We start from the raw sequence: 26,665 nt of genomic DNA on the forward strand, positions 1-26,665 counted from the left end.
CTGTAGCAAAGGTGGCCTATCGTACTCAGGGCCTGTGTTGATCACCACTGGAATATGCTTCTAGATGGAATGTTGTGGTTATTACTACATATGGCCTTGAGTAACGCCTTTAAAAAAGGTATTTGTAGCTTAACTTGATAAAAGAACCAACATTATGCTCTCGATTACGGTTGAACCGTGCACTTTTGCCTTGTTTGGCGCCTTGGGCGACCTGGCAGTGCGCAAACTGTTCCCGGCGCTTTATCAGCTCGACCGCGCTGGATTGCTGCACGCTGACACGCGAATTCTTGCGTTGGCGCGTGAGTCTGGCGACGCACAGCAGCATTTGGCACACATCGAAGATTCATTACGCCGCTTTGTTCCCGAAGCACAGCTTGAAACTGAACACGTGGAGCGTTTCCAGGCGCGTCTGAGTTACCTGCACGTCGACTTTCTCAAGGCCGAGGATTACGTCGCGCTGGCGGAGCGTGTGGGCGATGCGGAAACCCTGATTGCCTACTTCGCCACGCCGGCTTCGGTATACGGCGCGATCTGTGAAAACCTGGCATCGGTCAACCTGACCGAGCGCACCCGTGCCGTGCTGGAAAAGCCCATCGGCCACGACCTCGCCTCGTCGCGTCGGGTCAACGATGCCGTGGCGCAGTTCCTGCCGGAAACCCGCGTCTACCGCATCGACCATTATCTGGGCAAGGACACCGTTCAGAACCTGATCGCCCTGCGTTTCGCCAACAGCCTGTTTGAAACCCAGTGGAACCAGAACCACATCTCCCACGTGGAAATCACCGTTGCGGAGAAGGTGGGTATCGAAGGCCGTTGGGGGTATTTCGATCAGGCCGGGCAACTGCGCGACATGATCCAGAACCACTTGCTGCAATTGCTGTGTCTGATCGCCATGGACCCGCCGAGTGATCTGTCCGCCGACAGTATTCGTGACGAGAAGGTCAAGGTGCTCAAGGCCCTCGCACCGTTCACGCCGGAGCGCCTCGCCACTCAAGTGGTTCGCGGTCAGTACACCGCGGGTTACAGCGAAGGCAAGGCTGTGCCGGGTTATCTGGAAGAAGAGAATTCCAACACCCAGAGCGACACCGAAACCTTCGTTGCCCTGCGTGCCGATATTCGTAACTGGCGCTGGTCAGGTACACCGTTCTATTTGCGTACCGGCAAGCGTATGCCGCAAAAACTGTCGCAGATCGTGATCCATTTCAAAGAGCCGCCGCACTACATCTTCGCCCCTGAGCAACGTATGCAGATCAGCAATCGCCTGATCATTCGCCTACAGCCGGACGAAGGCATTTCTTTGCAGGTCATGACCAAGGATCAGGGCCTGGACAAAGGCATGCAGCTGCGCAGCGGCCCGTTGCAACTGAATTTTTCCGACACTTACCGCAGCGCGCGCGTGCCTGATGCGTACGAACGTTTGTTGCTGGAAGTCATGCGCGGCAATCAGAACCTGTTTGTTCGCAAAGATGAAATTGAGTACGCCTGGCAATGGTGCGATCAGTTGATCGCCGGCTGGAAAAAGGCGGGCGATGCGCCCAAGCCTTACCCCGCCGGAACGTGGGGGCCGATGAGCTCCATTGCCCTGATTACTCGTGATGGGAGATCGTGGTATGGCGATATGTGAACTTGAATTTCCGCAGGGCCTCGTGGCCCGTGAATTCGATAATCCGCAGCTGCTGGCCGAGACGCTGGCCTCCAACGTAGCCGAACAGCTCAGCGCGGCAATCAACGCGAAGGGCGTCGCGACGCTGGTGGTCTCCGGTGGCCGTAGCCCGGTGGCGTTTTTCCAGAGCCTGGCGCAGCAGCCGCTGGACTGGTCGAAAGTGGTTATCAGCCTGGCTGATGAGCGCTGGGTGCCCGTTGAGCACGCCGACAGCAATGCCGGGCTGCTGCAGCGTTTCCTGTTGCAAGGTCCTGCGGCCAAGGCGCGCTTCTTCGGTCTATACACCGTCGCGCCGAGCCTTGAAGAGGCCGCCGACGCGGCTGATCAGGCGCTGGCCGAACTGCCACCGATTGACGTGCTGATTCTGGGCATGGGCGATGACGGTCATACCGCGTCGCTGTTCCCGAACAGTCCGAACCTGAGCGAAGCGTTGCAACTGGACAGTACTCGTCGTTGCTTGCCGATGCTGGCGCCAGCTGTTCCGCATCAACGCCTGACCATGACCCGTCAACTGCTGGCTTCGGCGCGCCTGCCGATTCTGTCGGTTTCCGGTCAGGCCAAACTCGACACCCTGCGGGCCGCATTGGCGGGCGATGACCTCGCTGAAATGCCAATACGCGCCTTTCTTGACTCTTCACTTGAGATTTACTGGTGCCCATAACAAAAGGATCCGCCGCCATGAACACCGTCGATACCACTCAGCCGCTGAACAGCATGGCGAACAAGATCAAGCAGATTGACGACCTCTGCGCCAAGGCAAAGATTTTGCCGGTCATCACCATCCTGCGTGACGAAGACGTCCTGCCGCTGGCGGATGCTTTGGCTGCCGGTGGCATGACGGCGCTGGAAGTCACCTTGCGTTCGGCGTTTGGCCTGAGCGCAATCCGCATTCTTCGTGAGCAGCGCCCTGAGCTTTGCGTCGGCGCTGGCACCATTCTCGACCGGCACATGCTGGCCGAGGCCGAGGCAGCCGGTTCACAATTCATCGTCACGCCAGGCAGTACGCAAGATTTGCTGCAAGCGGCGCTCGACAGCCCGCTGCCGCTGTTACCCGGTATCAGCAGTGCGTCGGAAATCATGATCGGCTACGCGATGGGCTACCGTCGTTTCAAGCTGTTCCCGGCAGAAATCAGCGGCGGCGTTGCGGCGATCAAAGCCCTTGGCGGCCCGTTCAATGAAGTGCGTTTCTGCCCAACCGGCGGCGTCAACGCCGACAACCTCAAGAGCTACATGGCGCAGCCTAACGTCATGTGCGTCGGCGGTACGTGGATGATCGACAACGCGTGGGTCAAGAATGGCGACTGGGGCCGTATCCAGGAAGCCACCGCGCAGGCGATGGCGTTGTTTGATTGATTAATCCGCTGTTGAGCTGCAATACATTCCCCTGTGGGAGCAGAGCTTGGTCTGGGCGGCATTCCGACGATTAGGCTGGACGCGGTTCACTTTAGATCGCGTCCAGCCTTATCGCGGGCAAGCACCGCTCCCACAGTTCGAAGTTCGGTATTCACACGAGCTTTTGCAGCGCCTCCACCAACAACCCCATATCCGCCGCCGAGGTACTGAACCCCGGCGTAATCCGGATACAAGGCCCGCACGCTGCGCCCTCACGGGCGACGGTGAACAGGTTGTAGTCCTCCAGCAAGCGCTTAACCATCTTCTGCTGATCTGCCTGACGGGTGAAGCGCAGCGCGGTGATCCCGCAATACAGCCGCGGATCGTCCGGGGTCAGAATCTCGATATGGTCCAGCTCTCTGGACGGCTTTACCCACAAGTCGCGCAGGTAGTTCAGGCGTGCGCCTTTACTGGCCGAGCCACCCATCGCCGCATGCTCTTCGAACACCTTGGGCAGGGTCATCCAGGCCGGAATATTCGGTGTGCCATAAGGCACCAGCGACAGAATGTTATCGGGGGAGTAGCGGGTGTCGCCCATGTCCGGGTCGATGGCTGAAATCCTCTCCCGCGCTACATAGATAAACCCAAGGCTCAACGGCGCGCCAATCCACTTCTGCAGGTTGTAGCCCGCGAACGCCACGCCCAGCTCGTCGAGTTTGAAATCCAGTTGGCCCAGTGCGTGGGCACCATCAAGGATGATATCCACGCCGTGCTCTTTCGCCAGGCCCGCAATAGCCTGAACCGGCATCACGAGTCCTGTGCGGTGAGTGACGTAGGTCAGCGCCATCAACTTGAGCCGTGGATACTGCTCGAAGGCTTGCTGATAGCTGTTCAACAGGCTTTCGTAGGTAGCGGGGTGGACGTGGGAAATCTCGATGACTTCGACGCCACGGCTTTTGGCCAGCCAGCGCATGGCGGACTGCACGCTGATGTAATCCAGATCACAGATCAGCACCTGATCGCCAGGTTGCAGCTGGTTGTAGTTGCGGATCAGCGACTGTAACGATTCGGATGCGCAGCGGGTGATTGCGATTTCTTCTGCGCTGACTTGTAGCAGCAGCGCCAGTTCGGCGTGAATCCTGCCGCTGTCATGGGTATCGAATTGACGACGCACATAGACCGAGTTGCTACGGTTCACATAATCAATATTGCGACGATAGTCTTCCATGACCTCACGTGTCATACGCCCGAAGTAGCCGTTCTCCAGATTGATCGGCCCTGGCTCAACGTCGTAGCGCCCGGCGATGTCCTGCCAGAACTGTTCATCCCTTGCCTGTTGCTCGAGCATTGCGTCCTCTCTTTCTGACTGAATGACACGTTTTGTAGAAGCCACTGTGAACCCAATCCTGTAGGAGTCGCCCCGGTGTCCCTAAAACCACGCTGTCGCGCAGCAAACATAGAACCAAGGAGCGCACGAGCACCGCGAGGCCGCGATGGCGGTATTCCAGACAGGACGCGCCATCGCTGCCTCGCGGTGCTCGTGAGCGCTTACAAGGGCAATTTGCACGCAACATTGGATGGCGCCCCGGAAATCTACTGTTATTGGCGATCGCTGTACTGCTTCCGTGGCCCCGTGCGCAGCGGTTCCAGTAGCTCCGACAGGCCGTTATGGTCAATCTCCTGCATCAACGCTAGCAGGCTGCCCAGCTCTCCCTTGGGGAAGCCCTCCCGCGCAAACCAGTTCAGGTATTGGCCCGGCAAGTCGGCCAGCAGGCGGCCTTTGTATTTGCCAAACGGCATTTCGCGGGTGACCAGCAGCAAAAGTTTTTCCGGATCCATGAGCTTCGCGTTACCTGATTTCAAAACACCCTGACGATACGTGCATTCTGCATGCAGGCCAAAGGACAGTTCATGCAGAAATCACGACTCATCTGTATGGTTTTTAATATAAGTCATTGATTTTAAAGGTTTAAGTTTATTCAAAAAAGCTGGCATGCCCCCTGCAATTACCTAAGCATGCAAATCATTTTGTATAAACCTGCCCATAAGGAACTTGAAAATGACTGACATCAATAAAGAATCGATCTCCCTTCTGAACGACCTGATCGAAACCAGCAAAGATGGCGAAAAGGGTTTTCAGACCAGCGCAGAAGATATCAAAAACCCTGCGATCAAGGCTTACTTCCTGAGCCGTTCTGCAGAAATCAAAACTTCTGTCGCTGAACTGCAGGCTGAAGTACGTTCACTGGGCGGCGATCCAGAAACCTCTTCCAGCGTAAGCGGCACCCTGCACCGCGCATGGGTTGACCTGAAGTCGGTATTGACCGGCAAAGACGACAAAGCAATCCTGGAAGAAGTAGAGCGCGGCGAAGACGTAGCGCTGAAGGCTTACAAAGAAGCCCGTCAGAAAGCGGTTGAGAAAAACCTGCCAGCTTCCGTTACCTCGTTGATCGACAAGCAACTGGTTGGCGTACAAGCTAACCACGATAAAGTCCGTGACCTGCGTAATGCTGCTCGTGCCGAGAAAGCTGCACACTAAGACTTGATTGTCTAAAAAACGCCAGCCAGTCTGGCGTTTTTTTATGGCTGTAATTCAGCGATATTTTTGGCCTCCCTCGGGACAGGCAGGAGCGAATTTATTCGCGAAGAGGCCAACGTTATCGCTGGATAATCAACTGACTGAACCCTGCCTTCGTCTCAACATCCCCTAAAACCTAAGTCGGCTCAACTCTGTTGCGCCCGTTGCTCTTGGCAACATACAGCGCCTTGTCGGCAGTGTTGAACAGCGTATCAACAGGGGCGCCAGCATTCGCCTCTGTACAGGCGATACCAATGCTGACGGTAATTGGCTGGTTATCCCCCGCATAAGGGGCAATGTCCTGTACGGCTTGCCTGATGACCTCTGCGATGGCTCTGGCACCCTCCATATCGGTTTCACCCAGCACCACGACAAACTCTTCGCCGCCATAACGAGCCACAAAATCACCCGGTCTTCTGATGTTGTTGGCGATGGTCGTCGCAACGTTGCGTAGCGCTTCATCTCCGCCATGATGGCCGTGGCGATCATTGAAGGCTTTGAAGTGATCCACATCGATCACCAGCAGCGAAACGGGTTTGCCTGAACGGATGCTGCGCATCCATTCGCTTTTAATCACTTCATCGAGCCGACGCCGGTTGGCCAGCCCGGTCAGCGCATCGGTTGAGGCGCGGGTTCTGAGCTCTTCTTCGGCCTGATGCCGCAGGCCTAATTCACGGCGCAGCAGCAGGCTCAGCCACAGAATACCCAGACACAGTACGGTGGTTGCGAAACCAACCAGCAGAACATTGCGATGCCAGAGGGCGTAGACCTCTTTGACGGACTGGCCTACTACAACAATCAGCGGCAAATCGCCGACATGGGAAAACGTGTATAGGCGCTCTTTGCCGTCGATGGATGACGTACCAGAAAAACTGCCATTACCTTCTTCAATAATCCGTTTGAAATTTGGGGTGCTGGCAAAGCTGGTGCCGATAAGGTCCTTGCCGGAGATTTCTGGATGACGGGCGAGCAGAACGCCGTCAGTGTTAAGTAGCGTGATGTTGCTGTCCGGACCAATGTCCAGCGTGCGAAACAACTGCTTGAAATACACCAGGCGCATCGCCGCACTGGCGATGCCTTGAAAAGAGCCGTCCTCGCCCGATATCCGCCGACTGAAGCTGATGCACCAGTCCTTGAACCCGCCGCGGGACTTGAAGGGCGCACCCACCAGCATCTCTTTTGACGGGTTACGCCTGAGCTCCTGGAAGTGCGCGCGATCAGCAAGATTGACAGTTCGGGGCGTCACTGATGTGGAGTCGGCGAGAATACGCCCGTCCTTGTCTATCAACAGCAGGTCGCCTTTGTAGCGTGCAGCGGTGGAGCGATCAAACAGGACCAGGTGACGCAGATTCGGCGCAATGTTTTGCAGTTCGGGCATTTGCCATGCGCTGATCATGCCCTGCAACGAGGTGTCGTAAAGCTCAGCATTACGCAATACATCGGCATCAATCAGGCTCACGATATTGGACGAAGCCCGCGCTGCCGCTTCATTCGCATCCCTTCGTTCACGGGTCAATAACGAGACAACAATGATCGCAATGGCGGCGATTGCCAGCACACTGCCGCACACCAGGAAAATCTCTGGCCGAGTCCATTTTTTATTCGGTGCCTGCATGGCGTGATGAGCAATCATTGCGCGGAGTGAACCCGGTAAATAATAAATCTTCCTCAACTCTTTGTTTTAAAAGAGGTTTAAGGAATTCATATATTGATAGTGGTTATCGATCCGGTATTTATAACCCATACAGGGCGCGTTGAAACAGCAGTGATTTATTGTGTTTGTGAACACGTTTTATTTGCTGGAGTGTTGTATCTGTAAAAAACACATGCCTGGACACTCATCCTTGTGAGAGCAGGGCTTGCCCGCGATACATGAGACGCATCTGGAAAATAGACTGCGTCATTGTTTATCGCGCGAAAGTCGGATCGCCGCACAGTCTGCCCCGCAGGATTGAATTCCAGGCCCGTTAGTCAGGTGTGGTTTGCTTCAAAGAAAAGCATCACAACGGCAAGTTGATCCCGAAGGTATTGATACCGTCGCGGCTGTGCACGAATACGCTGCCGCCATGCATCAGCGCAATGGCTTTGACGATGGCCAGTCCCAGGCCATGGTTGGCACCGCTATTGGCGCGCGAGGCGTCCACCCGGTAAAAGCGTTCGAACAGCTTGGGCAGGTGCTCGCTGGCGATCTGCGTACCGGGGTTGGCGACGCCCACACTGACATGATCGGTCTGCTCGGCAATGTCCACGCGAATCGTTCGCCCAGCCTCGGTGTGTTGCACGGCATTGTGGAGCAAGTTGATCAGCGCCCGACGCAAGTGGGCCTTTTCCATGGGCACACGAGCATCACCGTGGACTACGACGCGCACCTGGGCATCCTCAAGAATGAAGTCCAGATAATCCAGCGTTGTCGCCACTTCCTCAGCCAGAGACGCGCACGTCAGTTCCGTTACCTTGCTGCCTTGATCGGCACTGGCCAGGAAGAGCATGTCATTGATGATCGAGCGCAGTCGTTCGAGCTCTTCCAGATTCGATTGCAGCACCTCGAAGTAGTGTTCCGCCGAACGCCCTCGGGTCAAAGCCACCTGAGTCTGACCAATGAGGTTGGTCAGCGGCGAACGCAGTTCATGGGCGACATCCGCGTTGAAGGATTCAAGCCGCGCATAGGCCTGCTCGACTCGCTCAAGTGTTGAGTTGAATGAGGTTACAAACTGGTTCAGTTCCGGTGGCAGGGGCGTCATCTGCAGACGTCCGGAGAGTCTGGGAGGTGTGAGCTTGCGCGCCTCTAGTGAAAGACTGGCCAACGGCCGCAACCCGATGCGCGCGGCCCAATAACCCAGCACTGACGCCAGCAGGATGCCTAGCGTCGCGAAGCCGATCAGGGCAATCATCAGCGAGTGCTGGGTTTGCAGAAATGTATCGGTATCGACGGCAATCAGGAAACGAAGCGGCGGGCGTTGCTCTCTGGCTTCGAACTGGCTGACCAACACCTTGAACGGATATTCGTGCCCGGCAATTTGCAGGTCACGCATGCCCAAAGGGCCATTGGCGAAACGGCGAATGTCGGCATCCGGGCTGCCAAACTCATAGACCGGATTGTCACTGACTACCCAGAAACGCAAGCGCTTGTCTTCTTCGCTGAGCAACTTCAGCTTGTTTTTGATCCGGCCCCAGTGCTCGACGTCGCTGTGGCGATTGACCGCAGATTCCAGCACGCTGTAGCGGGCTTCCGCCTCTGCTTCCGGCAGCAATGCCATGCTTTTATCAACCTGTAGATACAACGCCCAGCCGATCAGGGTAAACACCAGCAACGCCACGAGCGCGAACAGGCCGCTCAGGCGCAGGGCGATGGAGTCCGTCCTCACTGCGATTCTCCGGCACGACTTTCAAGCACGTAGCCCATGCCGCGAATCGTGTGCAGTAATTTCTGTTCGAAGGGGCCGTCCAGCTTGGCGCGTAGCCGTTTGATCGCCACTTCCACGACGTTGGCGTCACTGTCGAAATTGATGTCCCAGACCATCTCGGCGATGGATGTCTTGGAGAGGATTTCACCCTGGCGGCGCGCCAGCACACTGAGCAACGAGAACTCCTTGGCCGTCAGGTCCAGACGCAGCCCGGCGCGCGTTGCCTTGCGGCTGATCAGGTCGATCCACAAATCGGCAATGCTGATTTGCATGGGTTCGTGACCGCTGCTGCGTCGGGTCAGCGCTTGCAGGCGAGCGACCAGTTCAAGAAATGAGAACGGCTTGCCCAGATAGTCATCGGCACCTTCGCGAAGGCCGCGGATACGGTCATCCACTTGCTCGCGGGCGGTGAGCATGATCACAGGCGTCTGTTTGCGGGCGCGCAACGTGCGCAGTACCCCAAAGCCATCCAGACCTGGCAGCATCACGTCGAGAATGATCACCTCGTAATCGCTCTCCAGCGCCAGATGCAGGCCTTCTATGCCGTCGCGAGCGAGGTCCACGGTAAAGCCTTGCTCGGTCAGACCGCGACGCAGGTAATCAGCGGTCTTCTCTTCGTCTTCGATGATCAGGACACGCATGGGGCAGGGTCTCTTGGTGCAAAAAAAATACACAGTTTTTCAGCCGGAATACATTCCTGTGGGAGCGGTGCTTGCCCGCGATACATGAGACGCGGCTGGAAGACCCACCGCGTTATCGTTTATCGCGAGCAAGGTGGAGCGCCACCCCGGCCGCTCCCACAGGTTGGGATCCCTTTGGCTTATGAAACACCCGCTCCAGCTGCAAGTAGATCACCGGTGTCGTGAACAGCGTCAGCATCTGGCTGACCAGCAAACCACCGACGACGGCAATCCCCAGCGGCTGGCGCAGTTCGGCACCCACACCATAACCGAGCATCAAGGGCAGGGCACCCAGCAAGGCCGCCAGGGTGGTCATGATGATTGGGCGGAAACGCGTCAGGCAGGCTTCATGAATTGCATCCAGTGGGCTCATGCCTCGGTCACGCTGCGCCTCGAGGGCGAAGTCCACCAGCAAAATACCGTTCTTCTTGACGATACCGATGAGCAGAACCACGCCGATCAAGGCCATGATCGAAAAGTCTTGCCCCATCAACCACAGCAGCAACAGTGCGCCGATACCTGCCGAGGGCAGAGTGGAGATGATCGTCAACGGGTGGACGAAGCTCTCATAAAGCACACCCAGAATGATGTACACCGCCACCAGCGCCGCCAGAATCAGCCAAGGCTGGTTGGCCAGTGAACTCTGAAACGCCTGCGCCGCCCCCTGGAAGTTACCGATGATGGAAGCTGGCATGCCGATCTCGTTTTTGGCCTGATCGACCATCCGCACCGCATCGCCAAGTGCCACACCGGGCGACAGGTTGAATGACAGGTTGGCGGCAGGGAACATGCCGTCATGGGCGATGGACAAAGGCCCCATGGTTGGCGCGCCGACCTTGGCCAGCGCCGACAGCGGCACCATCTCGTTGGTCAGGGGCGAGCGCAGATAGAAATACCCCAGGCTTTCGGCCTTGCCGCGTTGTTTGGCGTCCAGTTCCAGAATCACTTTGTACTGATTGATTTCAGTCTGGTACTCGCTGATCTGTCGCTGGCCGAAAGCGTCGTACAGGGCCTGATCGACATCGTTGGTGGTCAATCCGAAGCGAGCGGCAGCGCTGCGGTCGATATTGATATGGGTAACGCTGCCGCCCAGTTGCAGATCGTTGGACAAATCACGGAATGCGGGGTTGGTGCGCAGTTTTTCCGTCAGGCGCTGGGTCCAGGTATTGAGCAGCGGACCGTCATTGCTTTTGAGCACATATTGATACTGGCTGCGGCTCGGACCGGGGCTCAGGTTGATGTCTTGCCCGGCGCGCAGGTACAGAACGATGCCGGGAATCTTCGCCAGCTTCGGACGTATCCGGTCAATGAACTCACTCACCGAAACGTCGCGTTCACCCCGGGGTTTAAGGGAGATCCAGAACCGCCCGTTCGCGATGGTCTGGTTGCTGCCGCTAACCCCAACCGAATGGGAGAACGCCTGCACTGCCGGATCAGCACCGATGATTTTCGCCAGTTGCAGGTGTTTTTCCACCATGTCGGGATAGGAAATATCGGCCGCAGCCTCGCTGGTGCCAAGGGCGAATGCGGTGTCCTGTACCGGAAAGAACCCCTTGGGGATCAGTACGTAGCCAACGCCTGCAAGCACAAATGTCAGCCCGAAAACCCCGAGCATGATCCGTTGATGGGCCAGGGCCTTGTTCAGGCCCCGCTCATAAAGTGCCAACAGGCGTTCGCTGAAACCTGGCTTTGCATGCGGATCATGTTTCGGCGCGCGCATGAACAGCGCCGCCAGTGTCGGCGCGAGGGTCAGCGAAACGACAACCGAAATCAGAATGGTCGCGGTGGCGGTGAGTGCAAACTCTTTGAACAGCCGCCCGACCACGCCGCCCATGAATAGCAATGGAATAAACGCTGCCACCAGAGAGAAGCTGATAGACACCACCGTGAAGCCAATTTCCCCGGAGCCCTTGATCGCCGCTTCGCGCATGCCGTCACCGGCCTCAAGGTGTCGGTGAATGTTCTCCACCACGACAATGGCGTCGTCCACCACGAATCCGACCGCCACCACAATCGCCACCAGCGTCAGGTTGTTCAGGCTGAAACCAAACACGTACATCATCGCGAAGCTGGCAACCAGCGAGACACCCAGCACAGCGCTGACAATCAGCGTGGCCGACAGCTGGCGCAGGAACAGCGCCATGACCGCGACCACCAACAGAATGGCGATCACCAGGGTCATTTCCACTTCGTGCAGCGAGGCACGAATGGTTCGTGTCCGGTCATTGAGCACCGAGACGTCGACCGAGGCCGGAAGCATTTCCAGCAGACGTGGCATCTCGCGCTGAATGCGGTCCACGGTTTCCACGATGTTGGCACCGGGCTGGCGGAAAATCGTGACGTTGACGCCTTGCTGATCGCCCGACCAGGCCTGCACGTAAGCGTTTTCCGAACCGTTGATGACCCGCGCCACGTCTTTCAGGTGAATAGGGGCGCCGTCCTTGTACGAGACGATCAGTTGCGCGTAATCCTGAGGCCGAAACAGTTGATCGTTGGAGGCGATGGTGGACACGCTGTCCTTGCCATACAGCGCACCTTTGGCGAGGTTGAGACTGGTCTGTTGCACCGCGACGCGGATATCAGCAAGCGTCAGGCCCAGTGCGGCAAGCTTCTCCGGTGCAGCCTGTACGCGAATTGCCGGGCGTTGCTGACCAGTAATGAACACCTGCCCCACACCGTCGATCTGGCTCAGTTGCCGCGCCAGCAATGACTCGGTTACGTCGCTCAGTTCGGTAGGCGGCATCAGATTGGAGCTGACGCTGAGAATCAGCACCGGGCTGTCCGCCGGATTGACCTTGCGCCAGGTCGGCAGGTTGGGCATGTCGGCGGGAAGGCGGCCTGCTGCGGTATTGATCGCGGCCTGGACTTCCTGCGCGGCGGTGTCGATGCTTTTGTTGAGGGTAAATTGCAGGGTCAGGTTGGTGGAGCCCAAAGCGCTGCTGGAGGTCATTTGCGTCATGCCGGGAATGGCGCTGAATTGCACTTCCAACGGCGTCGCGACTGACGAAGCCATGGTTTCCGGGCTGGCACCGGGTAACTGCGCGGTGACCTGAATGGTCGGGAACTCGGCCTCAGGCAGCGGCGCGACGGGCAGGCGCGGGAACGCAATCGCCCCCAGCAGGACCATAGCAAACGTCAATAATAAAGTGGCGACCGGATGGTCCACGCACCAGGCTGAAACCGATCCACGGCCCTTCATCGTGTGCCGTCCAGTTCTGCCGTCTGGCTAGTCTCTGTCGTGTTACGCAGCACTTCGATTTTCGATCCAGCCTTGAGTCGTGACTGACCGTCGCTGACTAGCACGTCGCCCGCCTTGGGACCGGAGATCAGCATCAGGCTGCTGTCCTGATACAGCACCTGCACCGGAACCACTTCGACCTTGTCGCCGTTGACCCGGAACGCGAAGTGTTGATCGATGCCGCGTTGCACGACCTGCGGCGGCACTCGCAAGGCATCGCGGTCTATGGCTGTCTGGATTTTCACCGTGACCAGTTGACCTGGCCACAACAGCTGTTTTGGATTATTGAATTCGGCTTTGGCGCGAATGGTCCCGGTGGTGGCCGAGACCTGGTTGTCGATCAGGGTCAGCTTGCCGTCTCCCAGTAGCGTGCCGTTATCGCCATCACCGAGGAAGGCTTTGACGGCTGCTGGCGAGCTTGAAGCAATCAAACCTTGCAGCGTTGGCAGCATTTGTTGCGGCAGTGAAAACTCCACCGAGACAGGATCAATCTGCGTGACTGAAAACAGGCCCTGAGCATCGCTGACGCGCAGGAAGTTGCCTTCATCGACGTTGCGAATGCCGACTCTGCCAGTGACCGGTGAGCGAATCTGGGTGTACGAAAGTTGCACTTGAGCGGCGTTGATCGCGGCCTCGTTGCCCATCGCTGTGGCTTTGAGTTGATGGACCGTGGCTTGCTGCTGATCGAAAGTCTGTTTGGAGATGCCATTGTCTTCACTGAGCAGCCGATAGCGCTTCAGGTCGACCTGGGCCATGTCCAGCTGTGCCTTGCTTTGCGCAAGCTGAGCCTTGGCCTGTTCCAGCGAGGCGCGAATGGCCCGGTCGTCAATCGTCGCCAGCAAATCTCCGGCCTTGACCGTTTGCCCTTCCTTGACCAGCACTTTGGTAAGGATGCCGTCTACTTGCGGGCGAATGATCACACTGTGCAAAGACAGCACTGAACCAATACCCGTGACGAAACGCGGTACATCCTCCTCGGTCACTTTGACGACTTTGACCGGCACCGCTGTCGGTGTGCTGACTTTTGCCGTCGCCGGACGGGTCAGGGTCCAGCTGGATACACCGATCAAGCCCGTGATGACAACAACGGCAAGGACGGTTCTGGTCTGTTTACGCATTCGAGAGACGCCGGAAAGTCGGGGAAGGAGGGTCGTTGTGGATGGCGCTTCTCTTATAGCCCGTCAACCCGGTCAGCAGGGTGACGGCCACCTGTCAGAATTGTCAGCAAGAAAGGCGCAACGCGCACGAACGTTATCAAGAAACACGGGCTGGAGACGATATCTATAGAAAGGAATTCTCGGGAAATTTTCCTGCTTGTTCCATTTGGTTTTCTTTGCTGATCAAAACGTACCAAGTTGGAGCAAGCCCATGAAGTGCAGCGTCTCAAGCGTGAACCGTTGGTTTGAAGTCGTTTATGAGGCGCGCAAGGTCATCGCCGTTCTGATTGTCGGTCCTTTATGCCTGAGTGCGTTTACCGCATCGGCCGCTAACGGTCAGCTGAGTTTTAGCGGGGCCGTCAACAATGCCAGCTGCGCGGTGCTGCCGACGAGCCTGGTTGGAGGGATCAACACTCAACGGGTGAACGTTTCCGCCCATATGTCCATTGTGGTTGATACGGCGCATAACGCCTGTACTGGCTCCGTCATCCCGTTCTCGACACAGTATCAGGCGCTGCCAGTATCATTATCGAAGGGCAACCCGGTGGGTGCCGGAGTTCTGACCCTCACGTATCAATAGGCTCCTGGCACCGCGCTATCGCGCAGCAAACGGGTAATCCTGTAGGAGCCAACTTGTTGGCGAGACGTCGGACCTGCATCGTCAGTATTTCCGCCTCGCCTACAAGGTTTGCGTTTCAAATCCATTATTGAAGTGATATTTGATGATGGAGCACGAGGATCGCGAGGCCGCGATTGCGGTGTATCAGACAGACCGATATCGCTGCCTCGCGGTGCTCGTGAACTCCTGCAGGTCATATCTACGGCATGACCCTGGGCTCCTCTAACTGAATCCCTCCGCTAACCTGATACTTGTCGGGTGCGTGACAGCTATGGTTGCAAATATAGTTGAGCGTTGTAGCAATGTCGTCAACTTTATGTGAAGTATTGCCTGACCTTTTTTATCGGGTATTATCGCAACGCCACGGATTATGCGGGCTACAAAAAAGTTACGGTTATTCCTACGGAAGGTTCCTGCAAGTTCCGTGGCTTATTCCATACGATTAAAGTAACAAAGCCGACATCGATCCAAAAGATCGAACCTTATAGTGCGTGGCGTCCGATTTAGGGCATACACGAAATAACACAAGGAATGTCGTTACTATGAAAAATATCACTCTTGCCCTGGCCGTTAGTGGCGCTTTGGCTTTGAGCCTGGCTAACACCGCCAATGCTGCGAACAATGGTGTGCTGAAGTTTTCCGGCACCCTGACCAACATTTCCTGCAGCGTTTCACCCGGCACTGGCACCGGCCCAGGCACCCAGCCTGGCGATATTGCGGTTGATCTGGGTAACGTTTCGTTCTCTGACATTGGTACTTCTGGTGAGAATAAACTGGAGACCGCGACGCCCATTCAGTTGCTGGTCAACTGCACCGCGGGTGCCGATCAATACAACCTTGTGAAAATGCGCTTTAAAGCCGGAATGGGTCATGGTACCGATGACAATGACAGCAAGTTACTTCGCGTAACCGGTTCGGCAGGCGGTGTTGCCATTGGTGTGCTTAACGCTTCGAATCAACTGATGGATCTGTCTGGAACCGGCACCATAGACAAACCGCTGGTCAAGGACGGTGCCGGTGGTGCCACCGCTGAGCTGAATCTGGCCGGGGTCTACATGCTGAATGGTACGGTAACCCGACCAGGTACAGCCATGGGCGATCTGCCGTTCACCCTGGATTACGAGTAATACGCCGCATGGAGCGAGCATTGCTCGCTCCATTTCGGGTTACTTACTCCATCGAACATCGAAGGGTATGGACGTTCGCAGAGTCGGCTTAAGCCGCGCGCGGTTTGAGTTCGGCCCTGCGAACCGTGTCTGATCAAGGCACTGTGGGATTTCATACTGAGTACAAGGCGAGCGCCAGCATGTTTTTGTTTTTCTACCGTCGTGTAGCCCAATTGGCTGCAACGGCTTTATGGTCATTGCTGTTCTGCGCGAGCGTGCAGGCCAGCATCGTCATAAACACCACACGCATTATTTATCCCGCTTCAGACAAGGAGGTCAGTTTCGGCGTACATAACGCAGGCAATAAAGAGATCCTTGTACAAAGTTGGCTGGAGCCAAGCGCCGAACATACAGATCCGAATAACCTGCCTTTTGTGATAACCCCGGCGATTGCCCGTTTAGCCAGTGATGGCAGGCAACTGGTGCGGATTATCTATTCTGGCAAGGACATGCCGCAGGACCGCGAATCAGTGCTCTGGCTCAACGTTCAGGAAATTCCTCAGGTGGCTGCGCAAAACACATTGCAGATCGCCATCCGGCAGCGAATGAAGCTGTTCTTCCGGCCCAAAGGGCTGGTGGGTGATGTCGCCGAAGCGCCGGAATATCTGCGCTGGAAGCTGGCGGCAGATAATACATTGCACGTTGAAAATCCGGGGCCGTATCACGTTTCCATGGTCATGATTACCGCACAGCGTGCCGGCAACAAGTTGCTGAGCCATGACAGCCAGATGATCGCCCCCGGTCAGCAACTGCAACTACCGTTAAGTGATTTTGGCGATGGAGCGACGTTGAACTTCATTAGCATCAATGATTTTGGCGGTCAGGTTGCATACCGCACCACACTGAAATCCGGCGAGATCACACAGGCCGTCACGGTGGAACCTCGATAACGGTCACTTCGTTTTTCTTCACTGCGTTACTTACCCAATTCAAGCCGCGTCACGCGCAATGGCTCAGTAGTTGTGTGCCTGCCTGAAAGGGATTCGGGCAAGGCTCAGAACTTCCAGATCGAGTGGAAACTGCTAATGGAATGGCTTTACAAAAACATTGGGGAATCAACTCCGGGATCCATCCTGCGTTTAGCAAAGGGGTTCAGACTCAAGTCGGTAACCGGCGGTATGGTTCTGGTCGTCATGCAGGTATTTACAGCGCAAGGCTGGGCAATCGAAAGCGCGCCGGTTAAACCGGTAAAGTTTAATACAGCATTCATCCAGGGCAGCGACCAGCCTCCAGAGCTTACTGAGTTCCTGCAGGCCAATACGCTGTTGCCTGGCACCTATCGGGTGGACATTTACGTCAATCGCGCATTGAGCGGTCGGCGCGATATTGTCTTTGCCAACAACCCGTTATCTGACCGTATCGAACCCTGCCTGACTCTGGAGATGCTTCAGACTTTCGGGCTTGATCTCAGTCGTTTGTCAGGCGACCCGACAACGCAAAGCGCACAGGCGTGCTTTGATTTGCCTGCCAATATCGAGTTCGCCCGGGTTGAGTACCAACCCAATACGCTGCGCCTCAATATCAGCGTGCCGCAAGCGGTCATGCAGCGCAGTGCCAGAGGTTATGTACCTCCGGAGTTGTGGGACGGTGGCGAGTCCGTCGGCTTCTCCAGCTACTCGTTCAATGCTGTCAGACGTAGTAATCGGCGGGAGAAGATCGACCAGTATTATCTGGGGCTGCGCAATGGCCTCAATTTGGGCGCATGGCGGCTGAGGAACGAGTCCTCCCTGGTCTACGCCGACAATCAGTCTTATCGCTTCAGTAGCAACCGGACTTATCTGCAACGGGATCTGAGCACGCTGCGCAGTCAACTGACCCTTGGCGAGACATTCACCGACTCACAAATTTTCGACAGTGTGCGTTTTCTGGGTGTGGGGGTAAGTTCTGACGATGCCATGCTTCCCGACAGTGAACGCAACTATGCGCCGGTGATTCGCGGCACTGCCGAAACCAACGCATCGGTTGAAGTTCGTCAAAACGGCTTCCTGCTCTACAGCGGCAACGTTTCACCGGGGCCGTTCGAGATCAGTGACATTTACCCGAGCGGTTCCAATGGTGATCTGCAGGTCACCATCATTGAAGCCGACGGTCGTCGGCGTTCCTTCACCCAGGCCTATGCTTCGCTGCCGGTCATGGTGCCCGAAGGCGCATTTCGTTACAGCCTTGCGACAGGGCAGGTCGACAGCGGCAGCAATGACGCTGCGACTCCGACCTTTGCCAGCCTTGCCCTGATTTACGGCGTGTCCGAACGGATCACCGGCTTTGGCGGTTTGCAGTGGGCTGAGGATTACCAGGCAACCAACGTCGGTGCGGGTCTCAATACCGGGTACGGCGCACTGTCAGCCGATGTGACCCACTCCGTCAGCGAAATCGATGATCAGCGTCAAGCGGGGCAGAGTGTGCGCCTGCGATACGCCAACACCTTGAATGCCACTGACACTACCTTCGCAGTGGCGGGTTATCGCTATTCCACCGAGCGCTATCTGTCCCTCAACGAACATGTCGAATCCTCACGAGCGCGGTTCCGTCGGGCAATGACTGGCCGTCCCAAAGACCGCATGGAGCTGACCGTTACGCAGACCTTGCCTGCGCAGTACGGTAGTCTCAGTCTGACCGCGTCCGAACAGCGTTACTGGGATCTTGGCAGCAAGACTCGACAGTTCTACCTGGCGTATAACGCTGCCTGGCGGTCGCTCAGTTACAGCCTGTCTGTGGAAAACAATCGTCAGTCCGGTCGCGACGGGCAGGCTGAAAATGACAACCGGGTCGCGGTCAGCCTGACCTTCCCGTTGGGTGAAAACTCCAGTTCTTCGCGCTTGTCCTTCAATGGCTTACGCGACAGTGCGGGCGAATACAACGCTCAGGCAGGCCTCAGTGGTCAGGTTCTCGATCAGCGTCACGCGTTCTATTCGGTGCAGGCCGGGCACGACAGCAGCTCTGGAAGTTTTGGCTCCGGAAAGCTCAACACCACGCAGCCCTATGGGCGCTTCGAGGCAGGCTACAGCCAGGGCCGTGATTACGATGCCTTCAGCCTTGGGGCCTCCGGGTCAGTGCTGGTTCATGGCGGCGGCATAAACCTGGGGCAGTCACTGGGAGAAACCTTTGCTTTGGTGGAGGTCACAAAGGTCGGCGGCGCCAGACTGACCAGCTTCAGTAATGTCGAAACCGCTGCCAATGGATATGCCGTGCTGCCTTACGCGCAGCCCTATCGCAGCAACTGGGTCAGCCTGGATACCCGTCAACTCGGGGCCGACGTTGAGCTGGATAACGCGGTTAGCCAGATTGTGCCGCGTCGTGGCGCGATGCCGGTGGTGCGCTTCAAGGCCTCAACCGGACGTCGTGTGCAGTTTGAGCTGATTCAGGCCGACGGCAGCAAAATCCCCTTGGGGGCGAGTGTCGAAGACCTCGATGGCAAGGCCCTGGCGGTGGTTGACCCGACAAGTCGGGCGCTGGTTCTTAGCGAGCAGGACTATGGCGAGTTGCAGGTGAAGTGGGCCGGTCAAAGCTGCCGTGCGCCTTTCTCTCTCCCGGCCCGTGATCCTTCACGTGCCTACGAACGCATTCGGGTGATCTGCCAATGATGACGCTCATCTGTCTGGGCCTCGCCGCCCTGTTGTCGAGTTTTAATCTGCAGGCTGCCGTGTCTCTGAGCGGGACACGTCTGATCTTTGATGGCCGTTTCCCCGAAGCGAGCCTCGAAGTCGCCAATCGCAGTGACCGTGAAGTGTTGATTCAGGCCTGGTTGAGTGACCCGGCCAATACCGACGGTGATCTTGAAGAGGCCGCTGCCGAGCTGCCCTTCTTGCTTAGTCCGCAGTTGGCGCGCCTCGACGCCCGCGGCAAACAGACCCTCAGGGTCTTGTATCAGGGCCAGGGCATGTCGCTCAACGAGGAATCCTTGCTGCATGTTTATGTGCTGGAAATACCACGGCGCACCGACGTCACTAACGCGTTGAACATTGCGATTCGCCAGCGCATCAACCTGTTCTATCGTCCTGCCGGGCTTACCGAAGACCCTGCCGCAACCGCCTACCGTCTGCGCTGGACGCTGGCCTCCACCTCGTTACGCGTGAGTAATCCGACTTCTTACCATGCCGCGTTACAGGATGTGCGGTTGGGCGGGGTGGCTGCCAGGGACTACTTACTGTTGGCGCCAGGTGCCAGCCATGAAATGGCTGTTCCTGCCGCAGGCGGAATACGGAGTCTGTCGTTCAAGGCGCTCAATGATTATGGCGGCGCGGACGCTTATTGCGCCGCGGGCAATAGCGATGGTTTTGACAACACTGAACACCGGCAAAAGGACTGCTGAATGATGAATACCTGTTTCCAGGCTGTACGGAATTTTCTGAGCTCAAGTGCCATTCCTGTGGAAGTGCGCTCCTATAAAGCAAAATATAAATCACTGAATAAACGGGGGCTGTTGGAGCGAGTGGGCGGCAATCCGACTTGCCCGCGAACCAATCGACTCGGTAGGTCAGACGCACCGCGCTATCGTTCTTCGCGGGCAAGTCGGATTGCCGCCCACTCGCTCCAACAGTTCAATGTTTGTTTCGCGACAGCGTGGTGCCTGGGACACAGCGCTGCCTCCCACATTAAACCGAGTTTGCCGCGCAGCTGCGGGGCGCCTTGGAGACTTGGCGGCTCCTGCAGAGTATTGTTTCTGCTTGCTCTGTTATTTACCCCCGCTACCAGCTTCGCAATGATCTGCAAAACCCAGGGCGCGGGGGAAACGGTGGTTCGTGGCGATCTGGACAGCAGCGTGGCTATCCCGGCCAGCGCGCCCGACGGGGATATTGTCTGGCGCTCTGAACGGATGGACCTTCAGGTCGAGTGCTTCAAGGACGGCGAGCTATCAGCGCAGGAGGAAATTTTCCTCTACCTCAACCCGGACAACCTGAAGATAGGCCAGGGCATTCGCGCCGGTCTCACGTTGGCGGGAGTCGATCATTCGCAGAGCAGCGGGCGAATCAGTACCGGCCAGTACCTGCCTGTTTGTCACGAGGGCGCGGAGAACATCGGTGCCTGCCCCAAGGCCCGATTCAATCTCGCGTTCTCCGTGTTCATTCAGAAGTTCGGGCCGACCCCTCATTCCGGTATCGCCAGTGATCTGCTTGATTACCGGTTATTCCAGCTCGACAGTGGCAAGGGGCTTAATCCTCTGCCGGATCACAGCCTCAGTTACCGCATCAATAACCTGAACGGGCTGCGCTTTGTGGCGTGTGATGCACAGTTGCAGGTGGTGCCTGAAACCCTGGATTTCGGCCACATCGGCATTCAGGAGGTTGCGGTGGGCAAGGTCATCGAGCGCCGTCCGTTTTCGCTCGTCACCCGACGCACCTGTGATTCGCCGTTCAGTCTGGGCGCGCGCTTCAAGCCGGTCAGTGGCAGATTGTCAGGGGACTACCTGATCCCTGCCGCCAACGACGGTGTCGGTATCCGCATTTTGAAAGCCCGTGATGATTCGGTGTTGAGCTACAACGAACCTTTTCATCTTGCCGATCTACTCAACGATAACCAGGCAGCGACTGTCGACTTCAATGCCGAGCTGGTCTGGCAGAAAAACAACCCTCAAGCCGGGCCATTCGAGGCAGAAGTAATGGTCGATCTGTTCTACAAGTAGCCTCAGCCGATGAGAGGCTTGGCCCGGTGCAGGCGGAGGGCAAATGATTCAGGTATGCTGCGCGACCTTTCGACGACCGATTGCCAATTTCTGGAGCTTTTCATGACATCTACTGACTCAACACCGGCTCCTGAAAACGTCGTCGCCGAGGATTCGGCTGCGGATAAGAAAGCACCGATCCCTGCGTTCAGCTTCCCTTTCAAGCCCGCTGACTTCGCGCAATCGAAAAAAGACGAGCCTTGGTATCAGAAGTCGAACAAGCACGGGCATAACAAAATCCCGGGCGCCGCTCCCCACGGGACTCGAAAGTCGATGGGCAAGCGTTAAACAGGATCAAATCATTCGCCCTGGAATGAGATTAATCGTGGGAGCGAATTTATTCGCGAAGAGGTCGGTGGCTCCACTGCATATCCAGAAATTGGAAAACCTTATTCGCGAATGAATTCGCTCCCACAGATGCTTCACCTGTCAGGGCAATCAACCCGCCTGCAGCGGTATGAACATGTAACCCGCAGGCTCGCCCGTCGCCAGTTCGGCCCCGGCCACATTCAGTGTCTCGATCACGGCGTCGCCTGCCACATGAAAGGTCCAGCCATTGCTTGTCGGGGCCGCATCGGTGTTGTCCACCAGATCCATGACAGCAGTGGCAAAGGCATCCATATCCGGTAAGTACGCAACGAAACCATTGCCTTTCAAGGCCGTGGCGCGAATCCCCAGTCGTTGGCAGATCGCCTCTTTGGCACCGATATCTTCCCGGTCAGCCTGGCGAGACTGCTCAATCAGGCGGCTGAGTTCGGTATCGACCAACTGGCCGCCGACGATCAAATCCGGTCCTTGTTCCCATGCCTCGGGCGGACAGTCCTTGGCCTCGGGGCGTAGTGGAATGTGCGGGTTGATTTCCATCGGATAGATACGGCATACCAGTGGGCGCCGCTCATAAATGCCGCAGCGATTGTCTGCGTCAAGATTCCGGCAAGGTCCTTTGTTATAGGCCGCGAAAGTGATCGCGACCTGCGCCTGGGTCACACCACTCTGGACCAGCGTCGAGCGGCGTGTCGCGTGGGTCAACTGACCCTCTGGCAAGCCGTAGCCATCAGCCAGAAATGCCTCGATCAGGATGATCAGCGAACCGCCGTCAGCCGCCCATTGCAGGGATTCCCCGAGAGTGAGTGGCACATGATGGTCGCTGCAGCAGCGGCCGCAACCGGTGCAAGAGTATCGCGTATTCATTGCAATAAAGGTCCGTCATGACAGACGTCGAACGCGACAGAAACCAGAGCTGCCGGCACGACTGAGACGGTGTTCGAAGCAAGTTGTGAGCCAGCGAGCGCGATGCTTACTTTTTCACAGTGGCGGGAAGCTCGGTCCACTCACTGACCGTGGCTTTCTTGCTCGTTCGGTTGTAAAGGCACAGCTCGGCGCCGGGCTGATTTTTCATATGCGGCTGTGGGTAACGGCCTCTGAGCATGAGCGCTTCGTACCCGACATGGTCGTCAAACCCCGCCTTGCCGACAGCACGCACTTCTTTGAGCTGGCTGGCTTTCATGCAGCTGTCGATAACCGCCTTGTCCAGTGCCTTCCAGGCGTCTGTGCTGGAAGCATTGGCCTGGCCGGCGAGTGTCGCCGAGGCGATCAGCAGGAAGGTGGACGCTTTCATTGTCGTTCTCCATGAACATCGATTGATGATGGAGTATGCCAGATCAGACCTGATCGGTTTCGTGGCGCTGGACGTAGCGCATGCCTGCCTTCTCATACAGGCAGCGCGCGGCCAGATTATTCTCCATGACCTTGAGGTCCACCCAGGCTTCGCCTCGCTGCCGAAAAATGTTGAATACATGGTTGAGCAACTGAAGCGCCAGGCCTTGATTTCTGGCACGGGGGTGTATGACCAGATCCTTGATGAAGGCGCTGGTCCAGCCCTGAATCAGCCCGACCATTCCTTGCTCATCCCGGAGGGCAAAGCACAGCGTCGGATCGTATTCGGGATCGGTTCGCCAGTCGTTTACCCAGTCTTGATACTCGGGCATCCGTATATCGTCGGCATGCCCCTGCAACAACAGAGCGTGAGCTTCAGGGGCGTCTTCGAAGGTGAACGGCGTGATCTGGATATGACCGGGCCATGCTTGTGCCGGGGCCAGATTTCCCAGATCACGGCGCATCAGCCACCAATGCCGGTCTGAACCGCCGAGGCGGTCCATCACACTCATGCGCCTTGAGCCTTGACCGCGCGTGCAGCGACGATCAGGCAGCGGGTCAACTCAGGTGACGAAAACTTGGTCAACACCGCATTGGCCCCTGCAAGCCTGGCTTTCTCACTGTTCATGGCGCTGTCGAGCGACGTGTGCAGCAGAATATACAAGTCTTGATAGTCAGGCGTTTCACGCAGTGTGCGGGTCAAAGCGTAGCCATCCATCTCGGACATTTCGATGTCGGAAACCAGCACGTTGATCTGCGCAGGAGAACCCTGGAGTTCGAGCAAAACGTCAATGGCCTCCTTGGCGCTGCGGGCCGTGTGGCAATCGATACCCAGATTGCGCAGTGTGAGCAGCGATTGCTGCAGCGCCACCTGGCTGTCATCGACCACCAGAATGCGGGTGGCAGCCAGCAGTTCAGCTTCTTCCATGGTCAGCGCATCCGGCTGTGCAACGATCTGCGCCGGGGCAATACCGTGGATGACTTTTTCGATATCCAGTACCTGCACCAGCGTGCCATCGACCTGAGTGACACCGGTGATGAACGATCTGCCGTTGGCACCAAAGGGCGGTGGGCGGATATCAGTCGTCAGGCAATGCACGATCTTGCTGACGGCCTGAACATGCAGCCCCTGTTTCGAACGACTGACGTCAGTAACGATCAGGCAGCCGCCATCCGGGTCGACCAAAGGTCTTTCACCAATGGCCCGGCTCAAGTCGATCACCGACAGCGAGGCTCCTCGCAGCGTGGCAACGCCTTTGACGTGCGGGTGCGATTCGGGAAGTCGTGTCAGGGCAGGGCAGGGGATGATTTCGCTGACTTTCAGCAGGTTGATCGCCATCAACTTGCCGCTGCGTAATGTGAACAGCAGCAGCGAAAGTGAATCTGCTCGGACGTTCTTGGTGGACATATAAAACCTTCTGGCAATAAAAGTTTTGCCGCAGTAAGCAGCAAATAGCCTTCTCTGAACAGGTTATCGACCCGGTACAGGCACGCTTGAGGGTTTTTTGTGCGCTAACCGGATTTGCCTGATCCAGTCGACATGTCGACAGCGGACTGGATGAAGCTCACAGCGATGAGTCATTAAGACCTCGTGTAGTCATAATGACCGCTTTTCTTTTGGAGTCTATTTGACTAATAACCGCTAACTCATTGATTTTAAAAGCCTGAAATTCTGGCATGGTTTCTGATACGGCATGAGTACTTTTTTAACGCCTGTCTGTAAGGAGTACATCATGTTGACCGCCTCGGATCGCGCCATTGTCAAAGCCACCGTCCCACTGCTGGAAAGCGGGGGCGAAACGTTGACGACTCACTTCTACAAAAAGATGCTCGATGAGTATCCACAAGTCAGGCCGCTGTTCAATCCTGCGCATCAGGCCAGCGGCGATCAGCCCAGAGCTCTGGCTAATGGTTTGCTGATGTACGCACGACACATTGATGAACTGGAGCAGTTGGGTGGCTTGCTGACAAAAATAATCAACAAGCATGTCGCCCTGCAAATCCTCCCGGAGCATTACCCGATTGTCGGTCGTTGCTTGCTGAGTGCTATCCGCGAAGTGCTGGGTGATGCGGTCGCCACTGAAGAGGTGCTGCAGGCCTGGGGTCGTGCCTATCAACAACTCGCGGATGTGCTGATTGGCGCCGAGCACGCAATCTATGAAGAAAAGGCGCAGGCTCCTGGCGGTTGGCGTGGTACGCGTGAATTCACCTTGGCGGCTAAAGTCGCTGAAAGCTCGGAGATCACTTCGTTCTACCTGCGGCCCGCAGACGGTGGACAGTTGCTGGATTTCGCGCCGGGCCAGTACATCGGGGTGCAATTACAGATTGCCGATGAGGATGTGCGCCGTAACTATTCGCTGTCAGCGGTGGCGGGCAATAACCAGTACCGGATCAGCGTTAAACGCGAGCCTCGCGGTAAGGTTTCCAACTATCTGCATGATCACTTGCAAGTGGGCGACAGCCTGCACCTGTTTCCACCCTCGGGCGAGTTCACCCTGACAGCCAGCGACAAGCCGCTGGTGTTGATCAGCGGGGGAGTGGGCATCACCCCAACCCTGGCGATGCTCGAAGCTGCACTCACAACATCGCGTCCGGTGCATTTCATCCACTGCGCCCGCAATGGCAGCGTGCATGCCTTTCGCGACTGGGTTGGCGGACTTGCCGTCAGGTATCCGCAGCTCAAACGTTTTTACTGCTACGCCGAAGATGACGGTGTCAGCCCGGCGGCAGATGCACTTGGCCTGCTTGATCAATCGCGCCTGGAGCATTGGTTACCCGAAGAGCGAAATGTGGATGCGTACTTCCTCGGCCCCAAGGCTTTCATGAAGGTCATCAAACGCCAGCTCAAAATCGCAGGAGTGCCGGAAAAGCAAAGTCGCTACGAGTTTTTTGGTCCGGCTTGCGAGCTGGAGTGAGGTGCGACAAATAGTCGCGCTCTTCTATATATAGAAGAGGAGCTCCCGAGGAATGCGTTTTCCTCAATCATGGCTGCCGCCGATAAGCAAAATATGCTCCGTTTGCGTTCTGCGGGAGCTGCCGGAGGCTGCGATAGCGTACTGCCTGACCTGCCGCTATCGCAGCCTTCGGCAGTTCCTGCAGGGATGGCCAGATGCTACCTGCTGCGACAAATAGCCGCATCCCTCTATATATAGAAGGATGCGGTTTGTCCCGATTTGGTCCTTGAATGGAGATGCCTTTTCTGTAGCTGCGAAAGGCTGCGATAGCGTACTGCCTGACACTCCGCTATCGCAGCCTTCGGCAGCTCCTACAGGGATGGACCGATGCTACCGGCTGCGACAAATAGCCGCATCCTTCTATATAGAAGGATGCTGTTCGTCCTGCGCGATGCAGTTGCTCATGCACTGAACTGGCGCAACCAACACCACCGGGCGGCCAAATATGCCCATATGGCGGGTACAGGCTTGAGTTGTCCGTCACGGACCATGATTATCGCGAGCGATCAGGGCGTTGAGCCTTTACAATCCGGTGTCTGCCCTCGGGGTGCTGGCATCA

General features: G+C 56.8%; 23 protein-coding genes. 12 read left to right on the forward strand and 11 right to left on the reverse strand.

All coding sequences use genetic code 11. The features are described from left to right. The first annotated feature begins 154 nt into the window (after positions 1-154). Genes zwf through K3169_RS07120 form a run of 3 tightly spaced genes read left to right on the forward strand, consistent with a single transcriptional unit; the run spans position 155 to position 3,016 of the window. Positions 155-1,624, forward strand: a complete 1,470-nt coding sequence (gene zwf, locus K3169_RS07110) for a glucose-6-phosphate dehydrogenase (RefSeq protein ID WP_027901053.1) — start codon at positions 155-157, stop codon at positions 1,622-1,624. Beyond that, positions 1,611-2,324 (forward strand): 6-phosphogluconolactonase, encoded by a 714-nt coding sequence (pgl, locus tag K3169_RS07115; protein ID WP_263270763.1) that lies wholly within the window; start codon positions 1,611-1,613, stop codon positions 2,322-2,324. The genes zwf and pgl overlap by 14 nt, the downstream gene beginning before the upstream one ends. Before the next feature lie 17 nt (positions 2,325-2,341). Then, on the forward strand, positions 2,342-3,016 hold the full coding sequence (locus K3169_RS07120; protein WP_263270765.1) for a bifunctional 4-hydroxy-2-oxoglutarate aldolase/2-dehydro-3-deoxy-phosphogluconate aldolase: 675 nt from the start codon (positions 2,342-2,344) through the stop codon (positions 3,014-3,016). Positions 3,017-3,167: 151 nt separating this feature from the next. On the opposite strand, the gene K3169_RS07125 is transcribed toward K3169_RS07120, so the two are convergent. Both K3169_RS07125 and K3169_RS07130 read right to left on the reverse strand, forming a co-directional pair. Continuing rightward, a complete protein-coding gene (locus K3169_RS07125; protein ID WP_263270767.1) occupies positions 3,168-4,343 on the reverse strand; it encodes an aminotransferase class V-fold PLP-dependent enzyme in 1,176 nt (391 codons plus the stop codon). Positions 4,344-4,594: 251 nt separating this feature from the next. After that, entirely contained in the window at positions 4,595-4,834 is a 240-nt protein-coding gene (locus tag K3169_RS07130; RefSeq protein WP_263270769.1) for a DUF3820 family protein, read from the reverse strand. 220 nt (positions 4,835-5,054) lie between these two features. On the opposite strand from K3169_RS07130, the gene K3169_RS07135 reads away from it, so the two are divergent. Then, positions 5,055-5,534 carry a PA2169 family four-helix-bundle protein gene (locus tag K3169_RS07135; RefSeq protein ID WP_027901048.1) on the forward strand — a complete coding sequence of 160 codons (480 nt, stop codon included), beginning with the start codon at positions 5,055-5,057 and terminating at the stop codon, positions 5,532-5,534. A gap of 175 nt (positions 5,535-5,709) precedes the next feature. Here K3169_RS07135 and K3169_RS07140 read toward each other — a convergent pair whose 3' ends face one another. From K3169_RS07140 to K3169_RS07160, 5 genes are all read right to left on the reverse strand, one after another. Further along, positions 5,710-7,206, reverse strand: coding sequence for a diguanylate cyclase domain-containing protein (locus K3169_RS07140; protein ID WP_263270771.1), 1,497 nt, complete (start codon positions 7,204-7,206; stop codon positions 5,710-5,712). 367 nt (positions 7,207-7,573) lie between these two features. After that, positions 7,574-8,938, reverse strand: a complete 1,365-nt coding sequence (locus K3169_RS07145; protein ID WP_263270773.1) for a heavy metal sensor histidine kinase — start codon at positions 8,936-8,938, stop codon at positions 7,574-7,576. After that, positions 8,935-9,618 carry a heavy metal response regulator transcription factor gene (locus K3169_RS07150; protein ID WP_122707921.1) on the reverse strand — a complete coding sequence of 228 codons (684 nt, stop codon included), beginning with the start codon at positions 9,616-9,618 and terminating at the stop codon, positions 8,935-8,937. The genes K3169_RS07145 and K3169_RS07150 overlap by 4 nt, the downstream gene beginning before the upstream one ends. Before the next feature lie 112 nt (positions 9,619-9,730). Then, positions 9,731-12,856, reverse strand: coding sequence for a multidrug efflux RND transporter permease subunit (locus tag K3169_RS07155; protein WP_263270774.1), 3,126 nt, complete (start codon positions 12,854-12,856; stop codon positions 9,731-9,733). Continuing rightward, positions 12,853-14,013 carry an efflux RND transporter periplasmic adaptor subunit gene (locus tag K3169_RS07160; protein WP_122707917.1) on the reverse strand — a complete coding sequence of 387 codons (1,161 nt, stop codon included), beginning with the start codon at positions 14,011-14,013 and terminating at the stop codon, positions 12,853-12,855. Before K3169_RS07160 ends, K3169_RS07155 begins: the two co-directional genes overlap by 4 nt. A gap of 250 nt (positions 14,014-14,263) precedes the next feature. Between K3169_RS07160 and K3169_RS07165 the strand changes: the two genes are divergently transcribed. The 7 genes from K3169_RS07165 (at position 14,264) to K3169_RS07195 (ending at position 21,784) form a co-directional block, all read left to right on the forward strand. Beyond that, positions 14,264-14,632 (forward strand): hypothetical protein, encoded by a 369-nt coding sequence (locus K3169_RS07165; protein WP_263270775.1) that lies wholly within the window; start codon positions 14,264-14,266, stop codon positions 14,630-14,632. 581 nt (positions 14,633-15,213) lie between these two features. Beyond that, positions 15,214-15,798, forward strand: coding sequence for a fimbrial protein (locus K3169_RS07170; RefSeq protein ID WP_231676945.1), 585 nt, complete (start codon positions 15,214-15,216; stop codon positions 15,796-15,798). Between the two features lie 179 nt (positions 15,799-15,977). Further along, entirely contained in the window at positions 15,978-16,727 is a 750-nt protein-coding gene (locus tag K3169_RS07175) for a molecular chaperone (RefSeq protein ID WP_263270776.1), read from the forward strand. A gap of 243 nt (positions 16,728-16,970) precedes the next feature. Then, positions 16,971-19,418 carry a fimbria/pilus outer membrane usher protein gene (locus K3169_RS07180; protein ID WP_263270778.1) on the forward strand — a complete coding sequence of 816 codons (2,448 nt, stop codon included), beginning with the start codon at positions 16,971-16,973 and terminating at the stop codon, positions 19,416-19,418. Further along, on the forward strand, positions 19,415-20,146 hold the full coding sequence (locus K3169_RS07185; RefSeq protein WP_263270779.1) for a molecular chaperone: 732 nt from the start codon (positions 19,415-19,417) through the stop codon (positions 20,144-20,146). The genes K3169_RS07180 and K3169_RS07185 overlap by 4 nt, the downstream gene beginning before the upstream one ends. Before the next feature lie 345 nt (positions 20,147-20,491). After that, entirely contained in the window at positions 20,492-21,457 is a 966-nt protein-coding gene (locus K3169_RS07190; protein ID WP_317633754.1) for a fimbrial protein, read from the forward strand. Between the two features lie 102 nt (positions 21,458-21,559). Continuing rightward, the gene (locus tag K3169_RS07195; RefSeq protein ID WP_263272241.1) at positions 21,560-21,784 is read left to right on the forward strand and encodes a hypothetical protein; all 225 of its coding nucleotides are present in this window, start codon (positions 21,560-21,562) and stop codon (positions 21,782-21,784) included. A 150-nt stretch (positions 21,785-21,934) separates the two neighbouring features. On the opposite strand, the gene K3169_RS07200 is transcribed toward K3169_RS07195, so the two are convergent. The 4 genes from K3169_RS07200 to K3169_RS07215 form a co-directional block, all read right to left on the reverse strand. Next, positions 21,935-22,687, reverse strand: coding sequence for a YkgJ family cysteine cluster protein (locus K3169_RS07200; protein WP_231676948.1), 753 nt, complete (start codon positions 22,685-22,687; stop codon positions 21,935-21,937). A gap of 106 nt (positions 22,688-22,793) precedes the next feature. Further along, complete coding sequence (locus K3169_RS07205) at positions 22,794-23,114, reverse strand: hypothetical protein (protein WP_263270783.1); 321 nt, start codon at positions 23,112-23,114, stop codon at positions 22,794-22,796. A 43-nt stretch (positions 23,115-23,157) separates the two neighbouring features. After that, a complete protein-coding gene (locus K3169_RS07210) occupies positions 23,158-23,664 on the reverse strand; it encodes a GNAT family N-acetyltransferase (protein WP_263270784.1) in 507 nt (168 codons plus the stop codon). Continuing rightward, entirely contained in the window at positions 23,661-24,560 is a 900-nt protein-coding gene (locus K3169_RS07215) for a chemotaxis protein (protein WP_027901033.1), read from the reverse strand. Before K3169_RS07215 ends, K3169_RS07210 begins: the two co-directional genes overlap by 4 nt. A 325-nt stretch (positions 24,561-24,885) precedes the next feature. Here K3169_RS07215 and hmpA point away from each other — a divergent pair, with 325 nt between their 5' ends. Continuing rightward, positions 24,886-26,067, forward strand: coding sequence for an NO-inducible flavohemoprotein (hmpA, locus tag K3169_RS07220; RefSeq protein WP_263270786.1), 1,182 nt, complete (start codon positions 24,886-24,888; stop codon positions 26,065-26,067). Positions 26,068-26,665 lie beyond the last annotated feature (598 nt).

Origin of the sequence: Pseudomonas phytophila (assembly GCF_025643095.1) — a bacterium.
Taxonomy (GTDB): Bacteria; Pseudomonadota; Gammaproteobacteria; order Pseudomonadales; family Pseudomonadaceae; genus Aquipseudomonas; species Aquipseudomonas quasicaspiana.